The organism is Stenotrophomonas sp. 10N36 (assembly GCF_056395005.1).
In genome coordinates this window covers 54,823-70,815 of record NZ_JBFTIS010000020.1, presented here as the reverse complement: position 1 = coordinate 70,815, position 15,993 = coordinate 54,823, and the positions used below count along the sequence as shown (strand labels likewise).

Annotated in this window: 11 protein-coding genes and 1 riboswitch; of the genes, 9 read left to right on the top strand and 2 right to left on the bottom strand. The window is 67.7% G+C overall.

From position 1 onward, the window contains the following. Positions 1-455: 455 nt before the first annotated feature. Positions 456-1,094, bottom strand: coding sequence for an outer membrane beta-barrel protein (locus tag AC1DCJ_RS17235; protein ID WP_137191061.1), 639 nt, complete (start codon positions 1,092-1,094; stop codon positions 456-458). Between the two features lie 159 nt (positions 1,095-1,253). Continuing rightward, positions 1,254-1,398, top strand: a riboswitch (FMN riboswitch). Between the two features lie 76 nt (positions 1,399-1,474). On the opposite strand from AC1DCJ_RS17235, the gene AC1DCJ_RS17230 reads away from it, so the two are divergent. From AC1DCJ_RS17230 to thiL, 5 genes are all read left to right on the top strand, one after another. Beyond that, positions 1,475-2,101 (top strand): riboflavin synthase, encoded by a 627-nt coding sequence (locus tag AC1DCJ_RS17230; protein WP_478071488.1) that lies wholly within the window; start codon positions 1,475-1,477, stop codon positions 2,099-2,101. Next, positions 2,098-3,195, top strand: coding sequence for a 3,4-dihydroxy-2-butanone-4-phosphate synthase (gene ribB, locus AC1DCJ_RS17225; protein ID WP_141059201.1), 1,098 nt, complete (start codon positions 2,098-2,100; stop codon positions 3,193-3,195). The genes AC1DCJ_RS17230 and ribB overlap by 4 nt, the downstream gene beginning before the upstream one ends. A 283-nt stretch (positions 3,196-3,478) precedes the next feature. Beyond that, positions 3,479-3,946, top strand: coding sequence for a 6,7-dimethyl-8-ribityllumazine synthase (gene ribH, locus AC1DCJ_RS17220; protein ID WP_038690522.1), 468 nt, complete (start codon positions 3,479-3,481; stop codon positions 3,944-3,946). Continuing rightward, positions 3,943-4,422, top strand: a complete 480-nt coding sequence (gene nusB, locus AC1DCJ_RS17215; RefSeq protein WP_038690521.1) for a transcription antitermination factor NusB — start codon at positions 3,943-3,945, stop codon at positions 4,420-4,422. Before ribH ends, nusB begins: the two co-directional genes overlap by 4 nt. A 215-nt stretch (positions 4,423-4,637) precedes the next feature. Further along, positions 4,638-5,603, top strand: a complete 966-nt coding sequence (gene thiL, locus AC1DCJ_RS17210) for a thiamine-phosphate kinase (protein WP_478071487.1) — start codon at positions 4,638-4,640, stop codon at positions 5,601-5,603. A gap of 78 nt (positions 5,604-5,681) precedes the next feature. On the opposite strand, the gene AC1DCJ_RS17205 is transcribed toward thiL, so the two are convergent. Further along, a complete protein-coding gene (locus tag AC1DCJ_RS17205) occupies positions 5,682-8,075 on the bottom strand; it encodes an autotransporter family protein (protein ID WP_478071486.1) in 2,394 nt (797 codons plus the stop codon). Between the two features lie 424 nt (positions 8,076-8,499). Here AC1DCJ_RS17205 and AC1DCJ_RS17200 point away from each other — a divergent pair, with 424 nt between their 5' ends. From AC1DCJ_RS17200 to AC1DCJ_RS17185, 4 genes are all read left to right on the top strand, one after another. Next, entirely contained in the window at positions 8,500-11,736 is a 3,237-nt protein-coding gene (locus tag AC1DCJ_RS17200; RefSeq protein WP_478071485.1) for an autotransporter family protein, read from the top strand. Between the two features lie 349 nt (positions 11,737-12,085). Further along, positions 12,086-12,820 carry a fimbrial biogenesis chaperone gene (locus tag AC1DCJ_RS17195; protein WP_478071484.1) on the top strand — a complete coding sequence of 245 codons (735 nt, stop codon included), beginning with the start codon at positions 12,086-12,088 and terminating at the stop codon, positions 12,818-12,820. A gap of 113 nt (positions 12,821-12,933) precedes the next feature. Then, positions 12,934-13,428: a CS1 type fimbrial major subunit gene (locus AC1DCJ_RS17190; RefSeq protein ID WP_478071483.1), complete on the top strand. Its 495-nt coding sequence runs from the start codon at positions 12,934-12,936 to the stop codon at positions 13,426-13,428. A gap of 59 nt (positions 13,429-13,487) precedes the next feature. Then, positions 13,488-15,992 (top strand): TcfC E-set like domain-containing protein, encoded by a 2,505-nt coding sequence (locus tag AC1DCJ_RS17185; protein ID WP_478071482.1) that lies wholly within the window; start codon positions 13,488-13,490, stop codon positions 15,990-15,992. The last annotated feature ends 1 nt before the right edge of the window (position 15,993 follow it).

Here is a 15,993-nt window from a genome sequence, read left to right as displayed (position 1 = left end):
CCCCATGCCCTTTCCGGCGAATGTCCTCCGGCGTCGGCCTGCGGCCGCCCCCTCCCCCTTTATTTCGCCTCCAAGGGCATGGGGGCCCAGCGCCCGACCCACCGACCAGCGTCAAAAAACCATGGCGTCCACCTGCGCACCGCAAGCCGAGCCCCGTAGCAGCCGGTAGGCTCCTGGGCAAAATAAAGGAGGAGGCCGCTACGCGGCCGGGGGACATTTGCTCCAGGGGCCTAGCGGCTGCTACGGGGCCCTCACGCTCGCGACCGGCCGGATCGGAGACGCCAGCCAATCCAAACGGCGCCTGCACACCCGGCCATCCGCGTCGCGGCGTGGTCACTCTGCGACGGCCCTTGCAACAAGACGCTTCTCTCAGATGGGAGAAGAATCCAAAAAAAAAACGGGCCCCTTTCGGGACCCGTTCGATCACGGCGCAGCGGCGAACCGTTGCTGCCCGATCAGAAACTCGCGCGCACGCCCACCGAGAACTGGGTGACTTCGTCGTACGCCTGCACTTCGCCAACCAGACCCCAGGTCGGGGTGAAGTTGACCTGGCCACCGAGCGTGCCGGTCCAGGTACCGTCCATGTCGCTGCCGTCGATGTAACCGGCCTTCAACCAGGCTTCGGTACGCGGCGAGGGCTTGCCACGCACGCCCAGGGTGGCGCGGGCGGCGTTGGTGTGTTCCTTGAAGCGCTCGGTGTCGAAGCCGTCGGCTTCGTACTTGGCTTCATTGTTGATGCGCAGCCAGGCGATGTCGGTGGTGAAATCGACGCGGTCGCTCATCGGCATGTGGTAGCCGATGCCCAGCTCCGGCTGGTTCAGCTCCTGCTTGACGCGCACGTCATAGCTGCCCAGATCGTAGGTGGTGGTCTTGGACACGGTGCTGTACGCACCGAACACGTGCACCTGTTCGGCGATGGCGAACGAGCCGCGGATGTAACCGCCGTCCAGCTTCGGCTTGGAGGGGGCGCCATTACGGTCCAGCTGCAGCTGGGTCCAGCCACCTTCCACGTAGGTGTAGCTCAGGCCTTCGGCCGCAACGGCGGAAAGCGGGGCGGCGGCCAGCAGGGCGGCGGCCAGGAGAATCTTGCGCATGCAGGTTCCTTGGTGGTGTTGAGGTCCATTTCAGCCGGCCCTTCACTGGGCGGCAGGAGCGGCGATCACTGCCGCGCGAGCGGATTTTAACCAGATCTTCACAAAAAGCGAGCAGTCAGCTTGCCCTGTTACAATGACCGGGCCGGCTCGCCGGTACACAAACGTCTTCAGGGCGGGGTGCGATTCCCCACCGGCGGTAGGTGCGCAAGCACGAGCCCGCGAGCGCTTCCGGCCACGCCGGAAGGTCAGCAGATCCGGTCCAAAGCCGGAGCCGACGGTATAGTCCGGATGAAAGAAGACGGTGCGGCCGGGCCTTTGGGCTCGGTGTGCACCTATATGCCTTGCGGCGTTTTTCGCTCACTTTTCGCGGAGAACGTTCCTTGTTTACTGGAATCATCGAAGGCGTCGGCCGTCTGGCCGCACGCGACACCCTCGGCGGCGACGTCCGCTTTACCTTCAACGTGGGCACCCTGCCGTTCGACAACGTGCAGATGGGCGAGAGCATCGCCATCAATGGCGTCTGCCTCACCGTCATCGCCCACGACGCCACGACCTTCCAGGCCGACGCGTCCACTGAAACCCTCGGCCTGACCACGCTCGGCCAGCTGGCCGACGGCGCGGTGATCAACCTCGAACGCGCCATGCGCCCGACCGACCGCCTCGGCGGCCACCTGGTCAGCGGCCATGTCGACGGCCTGGGCCAGGTGCTGTCCATCCATGACGACGCCCGCGCCCAGCGCTGGCGCTTTGCCGCACCGGCTGCGCTGCTGCGCTACATCGCCAAGAAGGGTTCGATCTGCGTCGACGGCGTCAGCCTGACCGTCAACGAAGTGGACGAGCAGGGCTTCGAGGTTGCGCTGATCCCGCATACCGTGGCCAACACCGCTTTTGCCGCTACCGGCGTGGGCAGCGCGGTCAACCTGGAAATCGACCTGGTGGCCCGCTACGTGGAACGCCTGATCAGCGTGCCGGCCACCGGTTCGCACGTACAAGGAGATGCGGCATGAATTTCGCCCCCATTCCGGAGATCCTGGAAGACATCCGCCTCGGCCGCATGGTCGTCATCGTCGATGACGAAGACCGTGAGAACGAAGGCGACCTGATCATGGCCGCCGAGCTGGTCAAGCCGTCGGACATCAACTTCATGGTCACCCACGGCCGTGGCCTGGTGTGCCTGCCGCTCACCCGCGAGCGCGCCGCCGACCTGGGCCTGGCGCCGATGGTGCAGGCCAATACCGCGCAGTTCCAGACCAACTTCACCGTCAGCATCGAAGCGGCCGAGGGTGTCACCACCGGCATCTCGGCCTATGACCGCGCCCACACCATCCGCACCGCGGTGAAGCCGGACGCCAAGCCGGCCGACCTGCACCAGCCGGGCCACATCTTCCCGCTGATCGCCCAGCCGGGCGGCGTGCTGACCCGCGCCGGGCATACCGAGGCCGGCGTCGATCTGGCCATGCTGGCAGGCCTGGAGCCGGCCGGCGTGCTGGTGGAGATCCTCAACCCCGACGGCAGCATGGCGCGCCGCCCGGAGCTGGAGGTGTTCGCCCGCGAGCACGGCCTGAAGATGGGCTCGATCGCCGACCTGATCGCCTACCGCCTGGCCACCGAGAAGACGGTCGAGCGCGTGGACGAGCGCGAGATCGACACTGAGTTCGGCCCCTTCAAGCTGGTCACCTACCGCGACCGCATCGCCCACGACCTGCATTTCGCCCTGGTCCGCGGCACCCCGGATGCCGAGCCGACCCTGGTCCGCGTGCAGGTGGAAAACCCGCTGGCCGATCTGCTGCACTGGCGCCGCGACGATTTCGGCGTGGCCTCCACCGACGCCCTGCGCGCCATTGCCGCCGCCGAGCGCGGGGTGATGGTGGTGCTGTCGGCCCCACGCGACACCAACAGCCTGCTGGCCCGCCTGCGCCAGCAGCCGGCCCCGGTGACCCCGGGCAAGGACAAGGATGTGAGCCAGTGGCGCCGCAACGGCGCCGGGGCGCAGATCCTGTCCGACCTCGGCCTGGGCAAGCTGCGCGTGCTGGGCACCCCCCGCCGCCAGATCGGCCTGGCCGGCTACGGCCTGGAAGTAGTGGAAACGGTCACCCCCTGACCGCCCGCCCACCCTCCCGTAGAGCCGGGCTCTGCCCGGCTGGCCCCACCCCGTAGAGCCGGGCTCTGCCCGGCTGGCTTCCGGCGCTGGCCTGTGACGCAGCCGGGCAGAGCCCGGCTCTACGCGCGGCCTGTGACGCAGCCGGGCAGAGCCCGGCTCTACGCACGGCCAGCAACGCAGCCGGGCAGAGCCCGGCGCTACGTGGCCATGGCCGCCGGCCCGTGTCCGGCGTAACCGGCCCGCCCGCGTTAAACTAGTCAACCTTTTGGACCCCACGCCGAACATGAGCCACTACGAAGGCGACCTCCGTACTCCGGAAAAGGCCCGTTTCGCCATCCTCGCCAGCCGCTGGAATGCCCGCATCACCGACGTACTGGTCGCTGGCGCGCGGCAGAGCTTGGCCGGCAACGGCATCGACGAAGCCGCCATCGACGTGATCCGTGTGCCCGGCGCATGGGAACTGCCGCTGGTGGCCGCCCGCCTGGCCGCCGCGCATGAACATGCCGCGATCATCGCCCTGGGCTGTGTGATCCGCGGCGACACCCGCCACTACGAACACGTGGCCGACGGCTGCGCCGAAGGCCTGATGCGCGTGCAGTTGGATTTCGGTGTGCCGGTGCTCAATGGCGTGCTCGCCGTGGAACGTGCCGAGGATGCCGAGGCCCGTGCCGGCGGCAGCCATGGCAACAAGGGTGAGGAAGCCGCACTGACGGCGTTGGAAATGGTCAATCTTCTGGAGCAGTTGCCGTGAACAAGTCGAACCCGGGCAAGCCCTCCGGTAAACCCGTCCGCCGTGATGGCATCGACCCCGTGCTGCGCTCGCGCGCGCGCCGTCGTGCCCTGCAGGCGATCTATGCGTGGCAGATTTCCGGTGGCAACGCGCAGACCGTGATTGCCCAGTTTGCCCACGAGCAGGCGCGTGAAATCGCCGATCTGGCCTATTTTGAAGCGCTGATCCACGGCGTGCTGGACAACCGCAAGGACCTGGACGAGGCACTGACCCCGTACCTGGATCGCAGCATCGACGAAGTGGACGCCATCGAACGCGCCGCGCTGCGCGTGGCCGCCTTCGAAATGCGCTACCGCCTGGACGTGCCGTACCGCGTGGTGATCAACGAAGCCATCGAGTCGGCCAAGCGCTTCGGCTCCGAGCATGGCCACACCTACGTCAACGGCGTGCTGGACCGCGCGGCCGTGGAATGGCGCAAGGTCGAATCGGGTCACTGACCCGCCGGTGGCAATGAGCCGCCGGTGGTAATGACCCGCCTGGTAGTGCCGGCCGCTGGCCGGCAACCACCGGGCGTCTGAGGTTGCCGGCCAGCGGCCGGCACTACCGACAACCGCACGCAGCGCGGCAGGCACAACCGCCCATCGCACGCCGCGCGGCACGTACAACCGCCCCACCGCGCACTGCGCGGCACGCACAACCGCGGGAGCGCCCCATGTCCCTTGCCGAATTCGCCGTGATCGACCGCATCCGTGCCCGCACCGCCGAGCGCGACGACGTGGTGCTCGGCATTGGCGATGACGCCGCGCTGCTGCAGCCGCGCCCGAACGAACAGCTGGTGGTCACCGCCGACACGCTCAACAGCGGCGTGCATTTCCCGGCCGAGACCATGCCCTTCGACATCGGCTGGAAGACCCTGGCGGTCAACCTGTCCGACCTGGCGGCCATGGGCGCACGCCCGGCCTGGTGCACGCTGGCGTTGTCGCTGCCCGACGCGCACCCGGACTGGATCGAATCCTTCGCCGACGGCTTCTTCGCGCTGGCCGACGAACACGCCATCGCATTGATTGGCGGCGACACCACGCGTGGCCCGCTGTCGCTGTCGGTCACGGCGATGGGGCAGGTGGCACGCGGCCAGGCGCTGCGCCGCGACCGCGCCCAGGTGGGCGATGACATCTGGGTGAGCGGCACACTCGGCGACGCCGCCGGTGCGCTGCAGCTGTGGCAGCGCGGTGAGTTGAACATCGCCACCGCCACCGTGCTGGGTGACTACGAAACATTGCGCCTGCGCCTGCTGCGGCCGACCCCACGGGTGACGCTGGGCCTGCGCCTGCGTGCCTTCGCGCATGCTGCCGTGGATATCTCTGACGGCCTGCTGGCCGACCTGGGCCACATCACCACGCGCAGTGGCGTGCGTGCCGAAGTGGATGCCGACGCCGTGCCGCTGTCACCGGCGCTGCGTGCGGTGCTCGGCCGCGACGCCGCGCGCGCGTGTGCCCTGCGCGGCGGCGACGATTACGAACTGTGTTTCACCGCCGCCGCCGACCAGCGCGAGGCGCTGCATGCCGTGGCCGAATCGCTGCGCCTGCCGCTCACCCGCATCGGCCGCATCGTGGAAGGGCAGGGCGTGCAGTGCGAAGGTGAGACTGGCCCGGGCGGTTACCAGCACTTCGCGGAGTGAGTTGAGCAGCCGGGCAGAGCCCGGCTCTACTTGGCCGGGCAGAGCCCGGCTCTACGTCACCTCACGCGCGACCCACCCTCACCACCGGTACGACATCCCCAGGTTCGCCGTCGCTTCGCGATACCCGTGGTCGCCGCGCATCACGCCCAGCCCGCCCCAGCCACTGAGCCCCGAGCGGAAGTCCACCCGGCCCCCCGCACTGATCTCATAGCGGTTGCGCGGCACGCTGGCCTGCAGCACGTCTTCATCAAACGCGATGCCGTTGCTGCTGCCATCGCGGTACCAGTTCACCGCCAGGTACGGACTTACCGCCGCACCCACCGTGGCGCGCGACTCGCCCTGCAGACGAAGACCCACGCGACCCGACAGCCCGTCATCGCCCACGCTGCGCACGATGGTGCCGTTGCTCTCTTCGTGGCGGTCGGTGGTGGCGTCGGTGTACACCAGCTGCAGCTCCGGCTGCAGGCTCAGCGCGGTGCTGCCGATCTGCCCGATGTTGAAGCGATAGCCCGCTTCCAGCGACGACTGCCAGATGTCCGAGTCATAACGCTCGGCGGCCAGGCCCTCGCCCTGCACGCGGTTGCGGAATTGCCCACGCTGCACACCGGCATCCACATACATCGCCTCGTTGCTCCAGTTGCCGTACACACCGGCCGCGCCGCCTTCCACCTTGCCGCGTGCGCTGTAACCGGTCACCTGCGAACGCGACTGCGCATCGGCCTGTCCGGCGGTGAACATCACGCCCACGCGGCCCCGGCCGTTGTCGAACACGCCCACGTCGGCACCCAGCTGCAGGCGCGAGCGCTGCACGCGCAGGTCCAGCTGGTCCTGCACCGCGGACAGGTGGCTGTTGGTGGCATCCACCCGCGCCCAGCCACGCACGCCCTCGGCCGTTGCTTCGCCGCCCTGGCGGTCGCGCCACTGGTGGCGCAGCAGTTGGTCCATGGCGAACTGGTTGGCCAGGTAGGCACCGGCTTCCGGGCGCAGCACCGGGGTGGGCGGGTCGATCGGGTCAATCGGATCAATCGGCTTGCACTCGGGCAGGGTCGGGTCGGCCAGGCACGGGTCCGGCGCGGTGGCCAGTTCCGAGCGCAGGTACCAGTTGCCGTTGGCGTCCTTCACCAGCGAATACTCGTACTGCCCACCCACCGCACGCCCGACCAGGTCGAACTGCGCATTGGACGCTCCGCCGATGTCGATCAGCTCGATGCCACGATCGGTCTTCGCCCCGGTGCCGCCGGCGTTGCTCACCCGCACGTTGGCCTGCCCGTTGGCATCGCCGGTGATGACCAGCCGGTCACTGGCCGAACGGTCGTCGCCGAGCTGGGTGTTGAAGGCCAGCGTGCCGCCATCGCCGGTGAACGTATCGACGGTGAGGGTGTTGAACGTCGTGCCGTCGCCCAGCCCGATGGTGCCGGTGCTGCCCAGCGCCAGCCGGCCGACGTTGCTGTCGCCGGTCAGCAGCCAGGTGCTGTCGCCGTCGATGCTGGCCGAGGTGACGTTGAAGAACCGACCATCAATGCGTGCCTTGTTGCGCAAGGCCACATCGAGCGTACCGCTTACGGTGGCGGTGTCGAAGGTGACATTGCCGATCAGGCGCGAATCGTCGACCACCAGGTTCGCCTGGATCGGATCGGCAAACGGGGTGCCGCTCCGGGAACTGGCGAGCAGCAGGTTGCCGTCGCCACCGGTCAGGGAAGACCCGTTGGCGACGCGGATGTCGTAGACCTGGCCCGCACCGTTGAGCGGTGCGATGCGAATTGCCGCGCCGTTGGTGGAGCGGATCGACGAGGCATCCACCCCAAGACGCACCGAGGGAGAAATGTCGGTACCGGAGAGCAGCACGCCGATGTTGGCTGCCTCGATGGACGACCCGTTCACGATGTCCAACTGGCCGTAGTTCATACGGGCACCAAGCCCACTGGTCCGGGGATCGGTCACGTTAGGCACGTCCTCCACACGGATACGGGTGCCATCCACGACCGCCTGCGGGTCTGCACCAATCGGGTTCACCCCCGACGAAAACGAGAGGTCCACGCCCACAGACTTCCGGGCGGCAGGATCCATGTTGGCCGCGGTGATGAGAATGGAACTGTTCACCAGGCGGGCGCGCTCCTGGCTGCCGTTGAGCCGGATACCACCGCCCAGGAACGTGCTGGACAGCGCATCCAGCGATGCACTGTCTTTGAGCACCATCTCCCGCTGTGCAAGATTGACCGTGGCGCCTCTCAGCAGGACCTGCGAGTTCTGGGATGCCTCGATATAGCGGGTTGTTCCACCGGTAACGGTGAGCACCGCGCCGTTGGACAGCTGCCAGTAGTCGGCCGGATCGCCCTCCACCACCTCAGCGGCCTGCCCGTCCAGGGTGCGGGCCCCGGCGGTGGCGATGGGCAGGGCGGCCAACGCCAGTACCAGGGCGTGCGCCAGCGGGCGCAGGCGGGGGGCGATAAAGCCAGGCGTCAAAGTCGTCATGTTCACTTCCTTTCAGGGGAAAAGGCGGACAACGGCGCGATCACCACGTTCATTCATGAAATTGACGTTAAACGCGAGGTGCATCAATTTCGTGTGATGAAGGAGCTGTCGCGATCAGCGTTGCGGCATGGCGGGAAGTGTCGCGGCAGGGCGCGCCTATGCCCATGCAACAAATTGCAACATCAGGTGTGACCTATTAAGTGGAGTGGTTTGATTCAGGCCGGTGATGAAGGCCTGCGCCATGGGACGCACCTGCGAACCGAGTCCGTCCTACGCGTGATGCGCCTCACGCTTGGCCATAGACGAAGCTCACTGTCGGGTTGAGCATCGGGTCATGCACTGTCCTGACCTTTGCAACAGTTTGCATGGTGCATATCTGCGTCCCACCGGAGGATCGGCGGCGCATTTGTCAGGAGTAACCCCCATGCATCGCATCCATCCACGGCACCATGTTCTCGCGCTTGCCTTGAGCAGCGTCCTTCTTTCCACCGCACCGGCCATGGCGCAACAGGTCGTCGCCGACGGCGACGAACAGACCCCCGCCGCTGGCGACTACCACACCACCGATCCGGTCGACCCGGGCAACCCGGTCGGGCACGCGTTCCTGGCCCGCAATGGCGGCAGCATCGTGCCGCTGGGGCCGGTCACCCTGCGCACCGAAGGCCAGCGCGCGTCGGCAGCACGCGTGGAAGGCGCCGGCAGCCGCATCGCATTGACCGGCGGCAGCGTCCAGACTGCCGGCTATGGCGCAGCCGGTCTGGAGGCCCATGACGGCGGACGGCTCGACATCCGCGGCACCCGCATCGACACCCTGGGCACCGCAGCCAGCGGTATCTCGCTCAATAATGGCCAGCTGGTCGCCGAGAACCTGCACATCACCACGCGCGGGGGACTGTCCCACGGGGTGGAGGTGCGCCAGGGCAGCGCGCAGCTGCGTGACAGCGTGATCGAGGTACAAGGCAGCGGCGCTCACGGCATTTTTGTCGACGGTGGCACCCTGCTGGCCGAGGATCTCCGCATTGAACAGGCGGGGCCGGGCACCGGCGTATCGGTGCAGGCCGGTGCGGCCAGCGATGTCACCCTGCGCCGCGTGCAGATCAACGGCACTGGCGCGGGCGCGTCGGGGCTCTTGGCCGGGCACGGCAGCCAGGTGCTGCTGGAGGACGTCCGCATCCATCTCACCCATCCCAGTTCCAGCCAAGGGATGCTGGTGGGTGGTGACGTGCGCATGCAGGGCGGCAGCGTCCACGCCGGCGGCAACAACAGCACGGCGATCCGGCTGGGTTCTGCAGGGGCGAAGGTGTGGTTGGAGGACGCCACGGTGTCGGGCGGCACCGGCGTATGGATGGTCGACGGCACCGAACTGGAGATGCGCAACAGTGTGATCAACAGCGCGGGCACGGGCATCAACATCAACGAGCGCGATGCGGTCGTGGGCGTGCATGGGTCGCGTATCACCACGCAGAACGGCGTGGGTATCCTGATGTTCCGCGATTCCCAGCTGGATGTCAGCGACTCGCTGATCCACGCCGACGGTGCGCTGCACCAGGCGGTCTCCCTGCTGGGCGGCACCGCTACGTTGCGCAACAGCGAACTGCGTACCTCAGGCCGCAATGGCCACGGTCTGTACGCCGAGGGCAGTGGCGCATCCTCGCCGGTGGCGCATGCGCAGGCCGTCGATATCCTCACCGAAGGCGACGGTGCCATCGGCGCCATCGCCCGGCTCGGTGGCAGCGTGCACCTGGCTGACAGCGTGGTCCGCACCACCGGTATCAGTTCGCACGGCGTGCTGTCGGGTGGCCGTGGCGAGATGACGCTGCGCGATACGCACGTACGCACTGAAGGCGCGGGCGCCTGGGCGGCGGTAATCAATGACAACGGCCGCATGCAGATCGACGGTGGCTCGCTGGTGAGCGCGCAGCACGGCGGCGTGTGGCTGCGTAGCAGCCGCGATGCGGGACTGACATTGGACAATGGCGCACTGCTGTCCGGAGGCAATGGCACCGCACTGTCGCTGGACGCCGCGGTGAGCGGTCGCTTCGACGTACGGCTGGAGAACGGCGCGCAGATGCAGGGTGACATTGTCATCACCCGCGAAGACCTGGAGAACGGGCTGGTGCCGCAATCGCAGGTGCAGGTCAGCCTGGCCGGTGGCTCGCACTGGTGGGGCAGCAGCGACCTCGTGGAGCACATGGAACTGGACGGCGGCAGCCAGTGGACCCTGCGCGGCGACGCACGCGTGGATGCGCTGACGATGCGCGACAGCACGCTGGCGCTGTCCGACGGGCGTACAGCGGTGGGCAACACGCTCACCGTGGACGGCGACCTGCACAGCGACGGCGGCACGTTCCTGTTCCGCGGTGCGCTGGCGGGCGATGACACCGTGATCGACCGCCTGCACGTGCGCGGCGATACCAGTGGCGATGCCAGCGTGCGCGTGCAGAACGTCGGTGGCGTAGGCGCGCCCACCGAAGATGGCATCCCGCTCATCCAGGTCGACGGCGCATCGCTGGCGCGGTACGCCTTGGCGGGGCGTGCGGTGGGCGGTTCGTACGAATACTTCCTGTTCCAGGGCGGCATCGCCGATCCCGGCGATGGCCAGTGGTACCTGCGCTCGCAATGGTTTGACCGCTGCCAGGACGATCCGACCTCGCCGGGCTGTGTCACCGATCCGGATCCAACGCCGGGCCCGGACCCGGAAGAAGGGGACGAGGGTGGTACGCCGATCACGCCGCCGGGCCGGGTGCTGCGCCCGGAAGCCGGCGCCTACCTGGCCAACCAGGCAGCCGCCACCGGTATGTTCCAGCATCGCCTGCATGACCGCATCGGCGCGCCGGGCCTTGCCGAGGGCCGCGGTGCGTGGGTACGCGTCGGCCGCCAGCAGGCCGACTTCCGGGCCGTAGGCGGCCAGTTGGCCGTGGACGGCACCACGTCGCTGCTGCAGGTGGGCAGCGACCTCTGGCAGCGCAATGGCACCACCGTGGGCGTGATGCTGGGCAGCGGCCGGGCCGACAGCACCGTGGTCTCGCCCCTCACCGGGTACACCGCCACGGGACGTGTGCGGGGCAATGCGGTGGGTGTCTATGCCACATGGCAGCAGCAACCGGGCAGCAGCGAGGGCGCTTATGTGGATGCCAGTGTGCAGGCGGGCCGTTTTGACAACCGCGTGGAGGGCGTAGACCTGCCGCGCGAGCAGTACGACACCCGGGTGATCACTACGTCGGTCGAAGGCGGCTACACCTTCACCGTCTGGCAGGGACCGCACGCCACCCTGTTCGTGCAGCCGCAGCTGCAGGTGTCGCACGTGGATTACCGGGCAGACGGTCACGTGGAAGCCAACGGCACCCGGATCGACACCGCCGACGCGGATGGCATCAGCGGCCGCCTGGGCGTGCGCGTCTTCGGCCACGATACCCGTGCGGGCAACGTGGTGCAGCCGTACATGGCGGTGAACTGGCTGCGTGGACCGCGCACCAGCACGCTCGCATTCAATGGCGAAACCCTGGGCGCGGACATGCCGCGCGACCGCTATGAAGTGCAGGCCGGGGCCGAGCTGAAGCTGGGTCAGCGCTGGTCGGCTTGGGGCGGCATGAGCGTACAGCGTGGCGACCACGCCTACCGCAACGTGGGCGGACAGCTGGGCATGCGCGTGCGCTGGTAAAAAAAGGAGCCGGGTAATGCCCGGCTCCGCACTGCATCGTGCGTCATCGTACAGCCGGGCTCTGCCCGGCTGCTGTCTGCATCGTGCGCTATCGTAGAGCCGGGCTCTGCCCGGCTGCTCACCGCATCGTGCGCCATCGTAGAGCCGGGCTCTGCCCGGCTGCTGTCTGCCGATGTTCCACCGCAGCCGGGCAGAGCCCGGCTCTACGGCGCGCCCCACGTTGCATGGCAACGTCCCCTTTTATCGGAATCATTGCATTTGCATGCCGCTGCGCGTTTTTACAACTCGTTGCATGGATGGTGGCGTGAAGTTCCTGTGAAATGGCCACTCGCCTCCCCACGGGCCCGCCATGAAACGCGTCCTCTGTTCTCTTCTGCTGGCCGTTGTCGCCGGCACCACGCATGCCAGCACGCCGCAGATCAACGTCGGTGGGCTGTTCGACTACCTGGAATCCACCCACAGCAACCTGCTCAAACGCATCCGCAACACCGGTGACGCGACGGCCTACGTGCGCGTGGACGTGACCCAGATGCATTTCGATGCGGACGGAAAGGCCAGTGAAACGCCGGTGGATGGCGCGGCGCTGGTACGCAACGACCCTGCCGCGCACGGTGTCATCGCCAGCCCAAGCCGGCTGATCATTGCCGGCAACGGCCAACAGGCCACGCGTCTGATCTATCGCGGCGCGCGCGACCAGGAGCGCTACTACCGTTTGCGCTTCATCCCGGTGTCACCCGGCGCCGAGGAGTTTTCGCTCAGCGAAGAACAGGCGCGGGAAGCGGCGGAATTGAGCGCGTCCGTTCGCATGTTCACCGGCTACGGCACCATTCTGTTCGTCGCACCGGAACACGCGACCTACGACACCCGCCTGGAAGAGGGCCGCGTGCACAACGACGGCAATGCCACGGTGGTGCTGGACAACCTTCGCCAGTGCGAGCGCGCACGCCCGGACACCTGCACGCCCGGCATCATCGTCCACGTCCGGCCCGGGCGCTCCTACGCGCTGCAGCAGGCCGACGGCCAGTTCACCCGTTACGACCTGAAGGAGGGCGACAGCCAGCGCAGTATCGATTCGCGCCGCTGATCGTTCTGTTCCTCTCACTGTTCATGCCCCATCGGGTCCGCCAGGCACCCGCCGGGGGTGCTGTGCCCGTGTCCTGGCGTCTCGTTTCCCATCACTCTTCCTGGAGCACCACCATGTCCTTGAAAACCTACGCACTGGCTGCCGCCGCAGCCGCCCTCCTGGCCCCGGCGCTCAGCCACGCCGCCGTCGAAACCAAGTCGATCACCGTCAATGTCACGGCCGACGTCCCCAACACCGCCGGCCTGCAGGTGTCCACGCCCGATGGCTGGGAAGGCCTGCCGCAGAAGCTGCCGTGGGATACCGCGCGCCAGACGCTGCTTGAGCTGACCGGTCGTGTCATCAATGTCAGGTCGCAGGCGGACATCCACGCCTACCTGTCGGCCCCGGCGCAGATGGCGTCGGCTGCCGACGTCGTGGACCTGGTGGTGAAGCTGGACAACGTGGTCGTGCCGGCGACGTATGCCAACAAGATCATGGTCGCAGACGCGTCGAAGGCCGCTGCTGGCCAGTCGCTGGCCTTTGCCATCGCCCCGGTGGTGCCGGACGATGGCTACAAGCAGGGCAGCTATAGCGGCCAGTTCCACATGATCTTCGAAAGCGATATCTGAGCCCTGCAGGTTCTCCCTGCCGCATCCATCGATGCGGCAGGGAGGCCGGAGTAAATACCGTGTTTCCCAGACTCCATCGCGTGCGCATGCCCCTGGCCCGGTTGACCGTCGCCATCGGTGCCGTGGTCTTTGCCGCGTCATCGCAGGCCGCGGGTCTGGCGCTGGGTGACCTGCCCAGCCTTCTGGAACAGCGCGAGCGCATGCCGGCGGAGTTCCGCGCGCATCTGTTCGGTAATCCGCTGACCGTGCGCGTTGAGCTCGATGGGCGCTACCTGGGCGATGCCGAGGTGTTGCTGCATGAAGACAATCGCATGCAGCTGATCGGCTTTGGCGAAAGCCATGACAGTCCCTGGCCACAGACCGAACGCGCACGCTGGACCGAACAGCTGTCCGAGCCGATGGCGCTGGGCGTATGCAGCGCCCACTGCCGCGGCCTGGCCGCGGTGCATTACAGCCTGTCCAATTCATTGCTTACCCTGCTGACCCCTGCGGGGACACGGCAGGACGCCCGCCATATCGCATTGCCCGCGCACGGCAGCCAGGGCCTGATCGTGCGTAACAGTCTGGCCGTGTACACCGGCCAGGACCAACCCACCAGTGCGCGCTACAGCGCCGAGCTGAATGGCAGCATCGGCCACTGGAGCACGGTCGGCAGCTACCAGTACTACGCGCAACCGGATCGCAGCGAGCACTACCTGAGCGCGTTGTACGCACAGCGCGAACTGGGCGACCACTTCGTGCGTGCCGGCTATTTCCTGCCCACCTTTGAAGGCATCATCCGCCAGCCGCGCGCGCCTGGCAGCCAGAACGAGACCGCGCTGGGCCTGATGCTGGGTTCATCGGATGTGCTGCTGGCCGATACCCGCAGCGCCAGCGCCTACCCGGTGTATGTCACTGCCAGCCGCGACGGCGTGGTGGAGATCCTTCGCGATGGCAACCTGCTGTCCACCCAGGCGGTCACCCCGGGTATCCAGGAAATCGATACACGGCGCCTGCCTGGCGGCATCTACGACGTGGAACTGCGCGTGCTCGAAGAGGGCCGCGAGGTGTCGCGCGAAACCGCCTCCATCCACAAGCCGAGCCGCTGGCGCGATCCCACGCGACGTTGGCGCTACAGCGCGTTCGCCGGCCAGCAGCGCGGGCTGCTTGACAGCGGAAGCGCACCCCAGGAAGGCAAGGTTGCCGCCGGTGCCGTAGTCAACTACCTGCTGCATCCGCGCGCGGTGGCCGGCGTTACCGTGCAGCAGATCGGCGAGCGCCGCGCTGCGGGGCTGTCGATGGACTGGCAGGCCAGCGATCGCTTGAATACCTACACCAACTTCTACACCTCCCGCGATGCCGGGCGCGGGGTCGATCTGCAGGCGCTGTATCGCTATCGCAGCGGATCGGTGGTAGCCAACCACGCGCGAAGCTGGGCCGAACAACGTCAGCGCGTCGTGCCTGGCGCGGGTGCAGCGCCGCAGTGGGAGACCCGGGGCGGTTGGCAGGACACCTCGGCCGTGTCCATCACCCACCGTTTCAGCCATCGCGACAACGCCAACCTGCGCGTGGCACGCAGTTCGGGATTCACCCGCGGCACCGGCATCGACGTGTCGTACGGTCGCCGCGAAACCCTGTTCGGCAAGCACGACGTCAACTGGCGGATCTCGGCCTACGACCGCCCCGGCAGCCGCTACACCCAGTATCGCCGCCAGCGCGGGATCGATCTGACCCTCAGCGTGTCGTTGGGCAGTGATCGCCGCAGCTACAGCGGTAGCCTGGGCAGCCGCACCGGCGACGGCGGCCAGCGCGAGACCTACGCGACTGCGACGGCCACCCAGCGTGTGGATGGGGCGCTTGTGCAGAGCGTGAACGGCACGGTCAGCGCCGAGCGCGGTGGCATCGGTGCCGGTGCCGGCGCCCATCTGCAGAGCCCGTTGCTGGAAGGCGACGTGCAGGTGTACCGGGATGCCGACAGCGGCAGGTTCAGTGGCACTGCCAATCTCGACAGTACGCTGGTGCTGGGGGCCGGGCACGCGGCGATGCTCGGCCAGGGTCGCAGTGGCGGCGTGGATACCGGCGTCATCGTGGATGTGCGCAGTGACTACCCGGATGTCGCACTCCGCGCCGATGACAATCACGGCGGTGGCGTCGTGCTGCGGCCGGGCCGCAACTTCGTCCCCACCACCGCCTATCGGGCGGGCCACATCCAGGTCGATTTCGAGGGGCGCCACGCGCCTGCCGCCACCCTGCAGCCGGCCACGCTCAGCTACCACCTCAACAAGGGCGGCGTCATGCATGCCACGGTGGACGTGCTGCGCACCTTCACTGTCATGGGCCAGGTACTGGATGCCGATGGCAACGGCGTACGCGGCGTGCAGGTGATCAACCACGCCGGGCGCAGCGTCAGCCAGGAAGATGGCTTCTTCACCCTGGAACTGAGCGCACGTGCGCCGGTCGTGGAGCTGCGTTACCCGAGTCTGGTCAGCTGCGTGCTGACCATGGAAGAAGCGCAGCACCCTCGCGAGGGCGATGTGCTGATGGTGGGCAGCATTGGGTGCCCGAGCCCGCTGGCGGGCCCGTGAA

What these genes read in the sequence shown, in the direction of transcription:
- AC1DCJ_RS17235 (WP_137191061.1), bottom strand. Translation starts at nt 1,094, where the DNA reads ATGCGCAAGATTCTCCTGGCCGCCGCCCTGCTGGCCGCCGCCCCGCTT.
- ribB (WP_141059201.1), top strand. Translation starts at nt 2,098, where the DNA reads ATGAATTTCGCCCCCATTCCGGAGATCCTGGAAGACATCCGCCTCGGC.
- ribH (WP_038690522.1), top strand. Translation starts at nt 3,479, where the DNA reads ATGAGCCACTACGAAGGCGACCTCCGTACTCCGGAAAAGGCCCGTTTC.
- thiL (WP_478071487.1), top strand. Translation starts at nt 4,638, where the DNA reads ATGTCCCTTGCCGAATTCGCCGTGATCGACCGCATCCGTGCCCGCACC.
- AC1DCJ_RS17205 (WP_478071486.1), bottom strand. Translation starts at nt 8,075, where the DNA reads ATGACGACTTTGACGCCTGGCTTTATCGCCCCCCGCCTGCGCCCGCTG.
- AC1DCJ_RS17200 (WP_478071485.1), top strand. Translation starts at nt 8,500, where the DNA reads ATGCATCGCATCCATCCACGGCACCATGTTCTCGCGCTTGCCTTGAGC.
- AC1DCJ_RS17195 (WP_478071484.1), top strand. Translation starts at nt 12,086, where the DNA reads ATGAAACGCGTCCTCTGTTCTCTTCTGCTGGCCGTTGTCGCCGGCACC.
- AC1DCJ_RS17190 (WP_478071483.1), top strand. Translation starts at nt 12,934, where the DNA reads ATGTCCTTGAAAACCTACGCACTGGCTGCCGCCGCAGCCGCCCTCCTG.